General features: G+C 45.9%; 8 protein-coding genes. 1 reads left to right on the forward strand and 7 read right to left on the reverse strand.

Going from position 1 to position 13,037, the window contains the following annotated elements; genetic code table 11:
- Positions 1-24: 24 nt before the first annotated feature.
- The 3 genes from queC to ACOJUR_RS14465 are packed head-to-tail and all read right to left on the reverse strand — an operon-like array spanning position 25 to position 3,439.
- Positions 25-708 (reverse strand): 7-cyano-7-deazaguanine synthase QueC, encoded by a 684-nt coding sequence (gene queC / locus ACOJUR_RS14455; RefSeq protein ID WP_072874608.1) that lies wholly within the window; start codon positions 706-708, stop codon positions 25-27.
- A gap of 31 nt (positions 709-739) precedes the next feature.
- Positions 740-2,134, reverse strand: a complete 1,395-nt coding sequence (locus tag ACOJUR_RS14460) for a glycosyltransferase family 4 protein (protein ID WP_072874609.1) — start codon at positions 2,132-2,134, stop codon at positions 740-742.
- 39 nt (positions 2,135-2,173) lie between these two features.
- Positions 2,174-3,439, reverse strand: a complete 1,266-nt coding sequence (locus ACOJUR_RS14465) for a nucleotide sugar dehydrogenase (RefSeq protein ID WP_072874610.1) — start codon at positions 3,437-3,439, stop codon at positions 2,174-2,176.
- Positions 3,440-3,968: 529 nt separating this feature from the next.
- Here ACOJUR_RS14465 and ileS point away from each other — a divergent pair.
- Complete coding sequence (gene ileS / locus ACOJUR_RS14470; RefSeq protein ID WP_420950388.1) at positions 3,969-7,112, forward strand: isoleucine--tRNA ligase; 3,144 nt, start codon at positions 3,969-3,971, stop codon at positions 7,110-7,112.
- A gap of 139 nt (positions 7,113-7,251) precedes the next feature.
- On the opposite strand, the gene ACOJUR_RS14475 is transcribed toward ileS, so the two are convergent.
- From ACOJUR_RS14475 to ACOJUR_RS14490, 4 genes are all read right to left on the reverse strand, one after another.
- Positions 7,252-8,013 carry a sugar phosphate isomerase/epimerase family protein gene (locus ACOJUR_RS14475; RefSeq protein ID WP_420950389.1) on the reverse strand — a complete coding sequence of 254 codons (762 nt, stop codon included), beginning with the start codon at positions 8,011-8,013 and terminating at the stop codon, positions 7,252-7,254.
- A gap of 41 nt (positions 8,014-8,054) precedes the next feature.
- Entirely contained in the window at positions 8,055-9,305 is a 1,251-nt protein-coding gene (locus ACOJUR_RS14480; RefSeq protein WP_420950390.1) for an aminopeptidase, read from the reverse strand.
- Positions 9,306-9,474: 169 nt separating this feature from the next.
- Positions 9,475-10,680, reverse strand: coding sequence for an MFS transporter (locus ACOJUR_RS14485; protein ID WP_306953529.1), 1,206 nt, complete (start codon positions 10,678-10,680; stop codon positions 9,475-9,477).
- 33 nt (positions 10,681-10,713) lie between these two features.
- Positions 10,714-12,897, reverse strand: a complete 2,184-nt coding sequence (locus tag ACOJUR_RS14490; RefSeq protein ID WP_420950391.1) for a penicillin-binding transpeptidase domain-containing protein — start codon at positions 12,895-12,897, stop codon at positions 10,714-10,716.
- Between the last annotated feature and the right edge of the window lie 140 nt (positions 12,898-13,037).

The raw sequence follows: 13,037 nt of genomic DNA on the forward strand, positions 1-13,037 counted from the left end.
GAATCGACTCCTTGATGTTGAGATTCAAAGACTGCGATATGGAATCGGATCGACCAAACCTGCTTCTTTGAAACCGCGCAGACGAAGCCGACAACTGTCACATTCTCCGCAAGCTTCCTCTGCGCCTTCGTAACAGGAGGTCGTCAATTGATAGGGCACGCCTAAGCGATGTCCCCAACGAATGATTTCTGCCTTGGTCAAATGTAACAAAGGTGTCTGAAGAGAGATGGGGGCACCTTCCACAGCAGTTTTTGTGCCAACATCAAGCACTTTTTGAACAGCTTGAATAAATTGCGGACGGCAATCAGGGTAACCACTATAATCCAGGGCATTGACACCTATATAGATAGCTTGCGCTTCAATCGCCTCCGCGAAAGAAGCCGCCAGAGAAAGAAAAAGCAAATTTCGGCCAGGCACATAAGTGATTGGAATGTCCTCTCCATCATGGACGTTCTTCGGAACAGACAAATGGAAATCGGTCAATGCACTCTTACCAATCTTTCGAAGAAAATCCAGTTTGACAATCCGCCGATCTGCAACCTGGTAATAGTCTGCTACTTGCTCGGCAGCTCTTAATTCCCGTGCGTGACGCTGTCCATAATCAAATGTCAACGTATACAAACTATACCCTTCGTCAGCAGCAATCCCAAGGCATGTGGTGCTGTCTAATCCTCCACTTAAAACAACAACCGCTTTTCTATTGAGCATTCTTCATCACCCCAAACCATGCGTATACTCTTTATTGGACTGCCCATGCAGATTGGCTTCGGTTGCGTTCAAGCAACCAAGGCTGGAGGGTCTCCGTCAAAACATCAGCCAGCAACTGCGCCTCATATTGTCTGCTAAAAATCAGCAAATCCTGTTCATTCGGTCCTCCCGACCAATTCTGGATAAATTCGTTGCAATAAACACATAGCGCCTGAAAAACTTTTTCTTCATCCTCTACAGGAGCTACAACCCCCACTTGAAACTGTTCCAGAAGTTTGGCGGCCTCACCTGGTTGAAGCAAGGCAAAAACCGGCTTTCGAGCGTAAAGATATTCATAAACCTTTCCGGGAATATACATACCCGCGCGTTCGTCTGCATCTCCAATCAAAAGCAACCCGTCAACCTGCAGCATGCGTTTGGCTACTTCATCATGGCTCAGATAACCCAGAGGCTGCACTACATCTTCAAGATCTAGTTCTTTCAGCAGTTGACTATTGCTGACGGGCGCTGGATAGTCAAAAACGCCAGCAAATTCTATGCGAATTTGTTCTCGCTGAATTGCACCTGAAGCGATTGCTCTTTGCAAAGCGCGCAAGAAAATTTCCGGAGAACGCTTGGGATAAAGAATTCCTGCGTAAAGTAAAGTAAAAGGACGTTCTCCAGCAAGTGTTTGATGAGACGTATGGTGGTCTGGTGTAACAATGGGGAAATCTGCCGGATCGACCCCATTGCGAATCACATGAATTTTTCCTGGAACGGAAGGATGCTTGTGTTTAAAGAGCGATGCAAAAGAATCCGTCACAGTGATCAGCGCATCAGCAGTTTTGAGAACACGCCTTTCCAGAGCCCTTTCCACAACAGCGCGAACTCCCTCATCTGGAAAGTGCATATTGTCCGTCCAGGGATCACGAAAATCAGCCACCCAGGGAATACCCAGCCACCGTTTGAGCAAATATCCTGCTATATGGGCGCTATTGGGTCCCGAAGTTGTGAAAACACAATCAATCTGTTCTTTACGAATCACATGGCGAGCCGCGAAAGCAGCCGATATAGCCCAAAGCAATTGTTCATCAGGAATAGCTAAAGTATTGCGCAAGGTCTTGAGCATGGGCAGAAGACGCTGTTTGAAACTTCGCTTTGTTGGCTTGGCCGAAAAATTCTCAGACGTTTTGGCAGCATGAGCTGAAACTGGCGAAATTCTAGCCATCCAGCGAGCCATTCGATCTGCTGTGCGATAGACCGGGACAGACGCAGGCACTTTTTCCAGTAAAGACGGATCCATGGTTGCAACATGAAAATCACTGGTCGTCAGTACCACGGGCGACCAGCCATATTCGGAAAGATATTGTGTGAATTTGAGCGCCCGCTGTACACCAATACCGCCAATCGGTGGAAATAGATGGGCAATCACAAGTACACGCGGCATGCAGTCAACCTCTTTCTCCATCACGTTTCCAAAAAGTTTCTAGCTCAGATACCCCTTGAGTCGATGTCGAGGATCGATGATATAGGGACGATTGGTTTTCTCAAGCAATTGCCGCCAAGGCAAGGCTTCAAACGGTGGTTGCCAGGCACCTACGACCAAGACCTGTGCTCCGTCCAGACAAACTTCTGGCGATTCGACCTGAAAAGGAAAAGAGTGTTCGGCTATAGTTGGATCGTAAGCTCGTACATGGGCTCCACTGCTTATGAACACTTTAGCCAAATCGACAGGTGGACTGAGTCGAGTATCATTGGAACCATCTTTCATACCCAGTCCGAGAATAGCTACAGGCGCCCCCTGCAATGAACGTCCAGAAGCTGCAAGAGCGGTAGCAGCATCTTTCACCAACTGATTGGGCACATCACTGTTCACGCGACGCGCAGTATCATAGAGAGGCATCATATGTGGGTTGTCCACAGATGCGCGCAAGTAATAGTAGGCATTGGGAATACAAAATCCCCCCACTCCCACACTTGGCATCAAAAGCTGTACTCGAGGATGCGTATTCGTCATGCGTATCAATTCGTAGATATCAACATGATGAGCCTCAGCAACTTGACGCAATTCATTAATGATGGCTAAATTCACATCTCTTTGCACATTCTCAACAACCTTTGCCAATTGAGCCGTACGCAAGTCGGTAACATGTACCGTTCCAGACGTTAGTTGTTGGAGCAATTGCACTGCACGTTCCGTACAAGCAGGTGTCAAACCGCCAGCAACAACATCCAGTGTACGAAACTCTTCCATAGCCCGACCTTCAGCTACTCGTTCTGCAGCGTAGGCAACATGAAAATCAGCACCTGCTTTTAATCCACTTACCCGCTCAAGCTGTGGTATGAGCCGTTCTTCAATCATTCCGGGAACGACAGTGGGCCGCAGGAGAATAAAGTCCCCTTTTTTAAGAACAGATCCGATATTTTGCATCGCACTGTCCAAATAGTCGTATACCATATCACCTGTACCAGAAACAGGAACACCGACTGTAACCACATAAGTGTCCACAGCTTTAGCCGCTTCTTCCATACGATCCGTAGGAATAAACGTCTCTTGCTGTAAATGTTTTTGCAGGTACTTATCAAGCGGAATGCCTTGATCATCTTCTTGAACATAGGAAACGCCACGCTTCAACCAATCCAGCTTGGCAGTGTCTACCTCGATTCCATAGACACGAAATCCTTTCTCGCAAAAACTGATGGCCAAAGGCAGGCCAATAAAACCAAGTCCAACCACACTGATGCTTTGCAAATTGGAGCACCTCTCATTTTCTTAATCATCCGGTCTCTCATTTCATAAAAGAATAGTAAAGAAGACAAATGGCTACTTGAGACCGCAAATGGTTTATGCTAAAATCAGCCATCGACAAAAGGCGCAAACGCCATGAGTTTATAAGAAAATACCTCAACTCGTCCAATTTTCATATGAACATTCAATGCGAAGGACACGTTGCGCTTCCTCCAGTGTCGCAGAGAATGGGCGGTGGTGCAAGCCCATACACCGGTTGCGCGATATCCCCTTCAAGAAGTGTGTCGAAAAGGCAAAATCCGTATCATTTTGTCTGCTGTAGATCACACCGGTGTTCCACCGTTATCTGGATGCGCTGCGCAAGGTTTTTTCTCTTTCAGCCTTATTGCCAGCGGCCGATGGAGTCGTGCCCGCAGTCAGCGGATGTGCATGGCTAATCAGGGTGGTACAGCGGGTTCCTAGTAGCTCGTCCCTAAGCGGGACGGGCTTTTTTGATTCAAAATTGTTTTTAGAAAAGGGTGATTAACCATCTATGGCTAAAAAAGTAAACGCTAAAGAGCAAGCTTCCGTTCGAGAGCAACGTGTACTGGAATTTTGGCACGAGCAAAGCGTTTTTCAGCGTACAGAGAAAGAACGCCGAGGAGGCCCAGAGTTCGTCTTTTACGAAGGTCCTCCCACTGCCAACGGAAAGCCACATCCGGGCCATGTCTTGACGCGCGTCATTAAAGACGTCTATCCCCGTTACCGTACCATGAAAGGTTATCACGTCATGCGCAAAGCAGGATGGGATACTCATGGACTACCTGTGGAAATCGAGATCGAAAAAAAATTCGGCATCAGCGGCAAAAAGCAGATTGAATCTTTTGGGGTCGAAAAGTTTATACAAGCTTGCCGGGAGAGTGTTTTTCAATATGAAGCTACCTGGCGGGAAATGACGGAGAGACTTGGATATTGGGTCGATCTCGATAATCCTTATATGACATTAAAAGACGAGTACATTGAATCGGTTTGGCATTTGTTGAAAACCATCTATGAACGTGGTTATCTCTATCAAGGGCATCGCGTCTCTCCTTACTGCCCACATTGTGAGACCACTCTATCCAGTCATGAAGTTGCTCAAGGCTACGAAAACGTGAAAGACCTGTCGGTTACGGTCAAATTCCGCTTACCCGATGACCACCCACTCAGTGAACCAGGGATAGTCACTTCTTTCTTAGCCTGGACTACCACACCATGGACGCTTCCTTCACACGTTGCACTGGCTGTGCATTCAGATATCGAGTATGTGCGTATTCTCTCACCTTCACAAAAAGAAGCGTATTGGGTGGCGAGCGCGTTACAGGAAAATTTTCTTGGCGATGACGGCCGCGTGACAGCAAAAGCTCTTGGTCGTGAATTGGCAGGAACTCCTTACTCGCCTGTCTTCCCATATGTCAATCGCATTCCTGGAAAAAAATTCGAAGTCATTCAGGCTATGCATGTCACAGATGAATCCGGCACAGGTATTGTTCATCAAGCGCCCGCGTTTGGTGAAGATGACTACAAAGCTTGTCGCGAACACGGTATGGCCTTTTGCAACTTTGTAGATGAAACTGGTTGTTTTACAGATGACGTGACTGACTTTGCTGGCAGATTTGTCAAAGATGAAGAAGTCAACGTGGATATTGTCCGCAAGTTAAGCCAAGCAGGTTTACTATACAGCAAAGAGAAGTTTGAACACTCTTACCCACACTGCTGGCGTTGCGGCACACCGCTTCTTTACTACGCGATTGACAGCTGGTTTATTCGTATGACAGACGTCCGTGAAAAGCTGCTGGAGAATTCCAACCGTGTCAACTGGATACCCGAACATGTAAAAACAGGTCGCATGGGTAATTTTCTGCAGAACGTGGTGGACTGGAACCTTTCACGCAACCGTTACTGGGGAACACCGCTTCCCATTTGGCGATGCAACCATTGCCATCAGGAGATATGTATCGGATCGCGCAAAGAACTGCTGGAGAAAACAGGACAACTTCCTAAGGAACTACACAAACCTTATATTGACGAATTAACTTTCGCTTGCACCTGCGGCGGTACGTTTGAAAGGGTGCCGGAAGTAATTGATGTATGGTTTGACTCTGGAAGCATGCCGTTTGCCCAGCACCATTATCCATTTGAAAATGAAGAGCAGTTTGCCAGACAATATCCGGCCGATTTTATCTCCGAAGCCATCGATCAAACACGCGGCTGGTTCTATTCTTTACTTGCCATTTCCACCCTGATTACAGGTGAAGCTCCCTATAAGAATGTACTTGTGATGGGTCATGTTTTAGATGAGCAAGGGAAAAAAATGTCTAAATCGAAAGGTAACGTCATCGATCCGTTTGAAGCACTTGATCAGCATGGAGCAGATGCGTTGCGCTTTTACTTTCTCTCGAATACGCAACCTTGGAATTCACAGTTGTTCTATCATCGAGCTGTGGCTGAGAGCAAGGCAAAGTTTCTTGACATTCTGCAGAACGTACACGCTTTTTACGCTCTGTATGCTGCAATTGATCAGTTCTCGCCGACAGATTACGACATTCCTGTAGTGGAACGCCCGCTCTTTGATCGTTGGCTCATGGCACGTCTGCACGAGACGATTCGGACGGTGGATGCTAGCTTGGATTCCTATGATGCTACTGCTGGAGCCAGAGCGCTGCAGAATTTTGTCGATGACGTGTCGACTTGGTATGTTCGCCGCAATCGTGAACGTTTTTGGGCATCTGGCATGGAATCAGATAAAATTGCTGCGTTTCTAACACTTGCCGAGACCCTTACAACGCTTTCCAAACTGATTGCACCTTACACACCTTTTATCGCTGAAGAAATCTATCAAAACGTAACGCGAGATGGCGGAACAAGAGTTGATATACCTGTCAGTGTGCATCTTTGCGCTTTTCCTGCTGTGGACGAAGCGCTTATTGATGAACAATTGATTCATGAGATGTCACTCGTTCTGCGAGTGGTTGAAGCAGGACGACTATTGCGCAATGAAAGTAAGTGCAAAACTCGTCAACCACTGGAAACGCTCTACGTTACTTTAGACTGGAAAGATACCCTGCAAGCATACGAAGAGATTTTGAAGGACGAACTGAATGTCAAGCAGCTTGTCTACACTACTCTTAACGAAGTTGCTGAAGCAGAGATCTACCTAGACTTAAAAGCTCTTGGAAAATCGTTTGGCAGCAAGGTTCCTTTGATTAACGCAGCTGCCAAAACCGCGAGTATCGACCAGATTCATGAATTTGCCCAACGTGGAGTTGTTGATTTAGCTGGTGAAACGATTACGCGTGAACATGGAGATATTCGTTACAAGCCCTGTTTTACAGGCGTTATGACCCATGTCGGACAGGGATTTGTAGGTTTGAATACAGAATTGACTCCTGCACTGATTGAGGAAGGTTATGTACGCGAGTTGATTTCCAAAATGCAAATGATGCGAAAAGAAGTAAATTACGAGGTAACGGAATGGGTTAAGTTTTTCGCAGAAGGAGATAGTGAGATTATGTCGATTCTGCGCAAACATCTTCCACACATTCAATCGACTGTTCTCATGAAGGAATTAGTGACAGAACCTATCGCTGGAGATCTTCAAAAAGAATGGGATATTAATGGCAAATCTTTAACCTTGACAGTGGCGCGTATATCGTAAAAAGATTGTCAAATAGAAATATCCATTTTGAGGCTCCCCGAAAAATAAAGAAAGCTAGATTCACGCTTTCTTTATTTCTTGTTACAGGGAGCCTCTACTTTGTCACTATACCTTGAAATAGTATGGCAAGCTTTGTTGTTTATTGGCTAGGTGCAGATAGGAGTTGCGATAGATAGATAAAATTAGATTTCAAATCTCTCATCGGATGTCCTTGATAGGTTTCTTGTTCAACAATGTACCATTTCACACCAGCTGTCTGAGCGGCATGAAGTATAGCCGGAATATCTAGACGTCCACTGCCCACAACTTCGTTTTGCCGTTTATCCTCTTTGGACATATCCTTGACATGCAACAGATCTGCGCGTCCAGTATAGTTATGCAGATAAGAAGCTATATTTTCGCCAGTATACGCAATCCAATAAATATCTAACTCTGCTTGAATTAGAGATGAATGGCCTTTCCCTAGCAGTACATGTATGGGCTGTTCATTTTCTATCTTTATAAATTCAAAGTCATGGTTGTGGTATGCAAAATGCAAACCTTCCTGAGACACTTTTTGAGCTATTTGTTCAAGTTTCTCAGCCAATCGCTGATAATCCTGCAAATTCCTACGCAGCTCCGGTGCTATAAATGGACAGACAATATATGAAAGTCCCAACTCAGTAGCATATTCCAGAACTTCTTCTAATTGATTTTCTAACTGATCGAACGGAACGTGGCTGGATACTGGTTGAAGTTGAAGATCGAACAAAATTTCTCGAAGTTCTCTAGCACCTAGACCTCCGTACCCTGCAAATTCCACTCCATGATAGCCTATCTCAGATACTTTCTTTAACGTTCCGACAAAATCTTCCGCCGCCATCTCGCGCAAAGAATACATCTGCAAAGCAATATTCGCCAAGTTAAGCCACTCCTTCCCGTGTGTGGCAATCCTGGAAATCCTTACTCCATACTTACAAACTTTCCATTTACCATAATGGGCATCATTTGACCTGTCTTGGTTTTGACATCAATATTCATTTCTGGCGATCCAATCATAAAATCCACATGCATGAGACTATCATTTAATCCGTGCTCATTCCAATCGGCTCGACGCAATTGATAGCCCCCTTCAATTAATGGATAGGCTTTACCAATGGCCAAGTGGCAGGAGGCATTTTCATCAAACAACGTATTATAGAAAAGTCGCCCCATTTGATATATAGGCGAATCAACAGGAACAAGAGCTACTTCTCCCAAATAATGACTTCCCTCATCAGCCTCAATAATATGACGCAGTGCATCCTCGCCTTTCTCAGCTGAATATTCGACAATTCGACCAGCCTCAAAACGGATGCGTATGCCCTCAATTAATGAACCATTGTGAACAAGTGGCATGGTGCTTGTCACAGTGCCATTGACCCGATCGCGATGTGGTGCGCTAAACACTTCTTCCGTTGGAATATTGGCTACAAAGTGCACTCCGCCTTGACTTGGTTTCCCAGCCGCTGTCCAATAGTGACCATCTGGCATACCAATCGTCAAATCTGTTCCGGGAGCGCGATAATGTAGTTCCACAATGTTTAGTTGATTCAACCACTGGCTACGTTTCTGCAAATTGACAATATGTTGTTTCCATTCTTCAATTGGATTTTCACCATCTGCACGTGCCGCTTTGAGAATCGCTTTCCAAAGAGCCTCTGTTCGCTCCTCTACAGGTAGATCGGCAAAAACTACATCAGCCCATGGTTGAATTGGAGCGGAGGCCAAACACCAAGTATATTCATCATTGGTACGTCGGTCATTGAAAGAACGGAAGGCATTCGCAATTGACTTACTGGCTGTATCAACCCGACTACGTTCAATTCCGTCAAAAAGATATGGATTGGACGCCGGTATGGCAATAAAAGCTGCGCCTTCGTCCGCTAATTTTTGCACCCATTGCGCTTGCCACTTTGCTCTTTCTGCTAAAGTTTCCAGTGAACCGCGCTTTACAGTCTCTCGCATCCACCATTCATCACCATAGTCCACATGAACAAACTTAGCACCTGCATCGTATGCCGCTTCCGTCAAACAACGTGCAAACTCTACATGTTCTGGATAAACTTGGCGACTGGCAAAACCAATCACCAAATTCTCACCTGGTTGCAGATTGACACCAATTCGAATCACCAATTCCGCGTATTTCTTTAACTGTTGATTCAGACTGACCATCTCCTGTTCTTGTTGATACCTCTACGTGAATACTTCTCAATGCGAGGCAGGTAGTATGTATCCCAATGTTTCTGGCGGGATGCGTGATCTTGCGATGAGGGTTACTGACAGTTTTGAATTATGGAAGCGTTAACACTTCCACAGTATAGCGCATCATTGGACTCACTCTCTACTTTTGGCTGACCATACGTTTTACAGGTCTCGCAGCAGCTAATGCCGCTGCAAAGGAACATACGAAACCTACACTAGCAACGCCAAGCCAATGAAAGTGAGCATACATATCAGCCCCAATGGCAGACCCAAGTGCACCTCCTATAAAATAACTCGTCATATAAACTGTATTCAAACGATTGCGAGCGTCTGGCCGCAAACTATAAATTCTTGCTTGATTTGAAATTTGCGCTGCCTGCACACCGAGATCGAGCAAAATGACTCCCAGGATTAAACCCCAAAGATGCGCTGACAATCCAGCAAACACCAGGAAGGAAAGGAGGGTGCAAAGCGCTCCAAGAAATGCCACTCTCCGAGCCGGCATACGATCTGCCAGACGTCCAGCCACAGGCGCAATGGAAGCACCCGCTACTCCGAGCAACCCAAAAAAGCCGGCCACTTCCGCCCCATAATGATAGGGCGATGTGCTAAGTCGAAAGACGAGCGTCGTCCAAAAAGCACTGAAAGCGGCAAATAGCAACCCTCCCATCAAGGCAGCCTCACGAAGTGTGGGTAACGTGCGTATCAACTGCCAAAGCGATAAAAATATGTCTCTTGCTTGAAGTTTTGACTTTGGGGGTGAAACTGGAAGCATGAAGTAGAGCAACAGCGCAAGAGCAATCATGAATATGGCCGCAATCTCAAACACTGAACGCCAGCCTAGTTCCGATCCAAGCAACCCTGCAAAAGCACGTGCCAACAGGACACCAATGAGTAGTCCACTCATTACCACCCCTACAACTTTGCCGCGATTCGTCTCATCCGCCATATTTGCGGCTAGCGGGATAATGATTTGTGGTACCACGGTTGTCAATCCGACTAGGAACGCAAAAATCCATAACCAGAGCATAGAAACTGACGTGGCCATTGCCGCCAGAAGTATACTGACGAGAATCAATAAAATGACAATCAATCGGCGTTGTTCAAAACGATCTCCGAGTGGAACAAAAAACAATAAACCACACGCATACCCCACCTGGGTTAGCATAGACAGAATACCTAACGCGTGCGTGCTGGCGTGAAAGGTTTGACCAATTTCCGCCAATAAAGGCTGTACATAGTAAAGATTAGCCACAGCAGCTCCACTGGCTATGGCCATGACAAGTAAAAGGCGCCGAGAGAGCGCTTGACCTCCCGACGCTGCAGAAGAAGTGTACGTATTCAACTTCAAATCCCCCCAACGTAAAAACACCCTTGATTAGCTGATGGTGGAAGGCGGTTTGAGTACAACGTTCACTTGCTCACCTGGATGTACAGGTTGTCCTGGAGCAATGGAAGTCTGCACAGCAAATCCCGTTCCCTGCACAACGGGATTCAAACCATAGGCTTGTAATAAACCAATGACTTGCTCTAATGTTAACCCTTTTATAGACGGCATCGTTTCCCCCTCTAGATTGCCGCGCGTCCAAACATATACGGGCATAGAGGTTGCTAATTCACTACCAGGAGCAGGCCACTGGCGCAATATGGTCGATCCGTTTCCATTGATAACCAAATTCCCTGATAGACGGGCAGCAAGATTTTGTGCTTGACTTACAGTATCCCCTACAAAGCTAGGTAAATTTTCAATATAGGACATTTTCTGTGCTGGTTTTAATTCCGATGTTTGGTTTTGTGTCTGTCCGAGAGGAGCAATATGATAGTAATTAATAATATCTTGCAAAACAGCACGAGCCACAGGTGTTGCTGTAGTATTTCCCCATGTGTCATTAACCGGTGTTTTCGGCCAGTCTACCGTACAATAAATTACAACTTGCGGATCCCAACCAGGAGCAAATCCAATAAAAGACGTGATGAATCGAGAATTATAAAACTTCCCTGTCTTTGGATTGACCACCTGAGCTGTACCCGTTTTACCTGCCACATCGTATCCTTTAATGTATGCCGCATTATCGATCCCCTGAGAGACATCAAGAACCATAGCATGGCGCACAGCAGCAAGTACCGAAGATGGAGCAATATCTCTCTGTACCGCGTCTGGTTGCGTCGTTTGAATAACCTGTCCCTCAGGCGAAATGATTTTTTCTACGACATATGGCCGATAAAGCGTTCCACCGTTGGCTATGGCCGCAACTCCATCAATCAATTGCAAGGGGGTTACAGCAATACCTTGACCGAATCCGGTAGTGGCCAACTGGATTTGACCCTCTTGTGAGGGCGGAAAAAGAATAGAACTTCCTTCATCCGGCAAGTCAACACCTGTAGGATGAGTCATGCCAAAAAGATTTAAGTAATGCATCAAATTGGACCAACCTAGTTTAAGAGCAATCTTGGCAAATCCAACATTACTGGAGTATTCAAGAGCCTTTAGAAACGAGATTTTACCCCATCCAACATAATTCCAATCATGAATGGTACGGCCATCAATTGTAATTTGTCCTGACATATAAGTCTGGTTGAGATTGATGGATTGAGTAGCTAAAGCAGCTGTCAGAACAAAAAGCTTGAATGTGGAACCTGGTTCGAAAGAAGCCGACACTGCCCAATTTTGATCGAGTGCTACAGGCGATGCCGTCCAATATTGGTTGGGATTAAAATCTGGACGGCTCGACATAGCGAGAATCTGTCCATTCCAGGGATCCATCACAATCATGGCTGCGTGTTCAGGATGTACCGTCTCATCCAAAATATCCATTTCGTGATCGACAAAACCCTGAATGACTGGATTGATGGTCAATTGCACAGAATCCCCCGGTTTAGGAGCCACTACTGTATGTACACTGCCCGGTAACGGAAATCCAAGTGCATCTTGCCGATAGTCCAACTTACCAGGGGTACCTTCGAGCAAATGGTTATCTTCAGCTTCTATCCCCATGACACCTTGACCATTGGGTCCAACATATCCAACTGTAGCTGCGGCAAAACGGCCAAAAGGATAAAAACGCTTCTCTGTAGAGGTAAACGTAAAATCTTCAGCATGTTTACCCTGTCCGTACAGTTTCTCAATAGCATCCTTCGTTGTCGCAAGAATCGGTTGATTCCACTGAATCCAATCATAACTTTGAGATACTAAGCTATAAATCTGGGTGTATGGCAATTGTAGAATATTGGATAAGTTTTGCGCCAAAGCCTGACGGTTGGTGAAATCAGAAATTTTAATATCCATAATATAGGCTGGAACATCATACGCGATGGGCTGACCAGCAGCATCAAGAATTTCACCACGCGGTGCCAATTCGACTTTGGAAACATCCTGAACATTGGACGCGTCTTTCAACAATCCCGGCCCTAACACATGTTGTATATTCGTAATCCGCCAAGCTACCAGACAAAGTGCAGCTATGCCGCCGACCTGCAAGGCAAGCATACGCCTTCTATGCCTTCTCGGGCGCTTTTCCGTCATCACTTTGCCAGGCTTGTACCGTTTTTTTTGGTCTTTCAAAGCTCCACCCCTCGCTTTTGCACCTCAAAGCGATTTATGAATAGCCAGGCTGCGAGTGTCAACTATCAAACCTTCCAGCCTATTCTTATTCGCCAAAAAGAGAAAGCACAGCCCACAATTTGTGCGAAATGTGCTCTTCA

Source organism: Alicyclobacillus tolerans (assembly GCF_048984885.1).
Lineage (GTDB): Bacteria > Bacillota > Bacilli > Alicyclobacillales > Alicyclobacillaceae > Alicyclobacillus_I > Alicyclobacillus_I tolerans.

What these genes read in the sequence shown, in the direction of transcription:
- ACOJUR_RS14460 (WP_072874609.1), bottom strand. Translation starts at nt 2,134, where the DNA reads ATGCCGCGTGTACTTGTGATTGCCCATCTATTTCCACCGATTGGCGGT.
- ileS (WP_420950388.1), top strand. Translation starts at nt 3,969, where the DNA reads ATGGCTAAAAAAGTAAACGCTAAAGAGCAAGCTTCCGTTCGAGAGCAA.
- ACOJUR_RS14480 (WP_420950390.1), bottom strand. Translation starts at nt 9,305, where the DNA reads ATGGTCAGTCTGAATCAACAGTTAAAGAAATACGCGGAATTGGTGATT.
- queC (WP_072874608.1), bottom strand. Translation starts at nt 708, where the DNA reads ATGCTCAATAGAAAAGCGGTTGTTGTTTTAAGTGGAGGATTAGACAGC.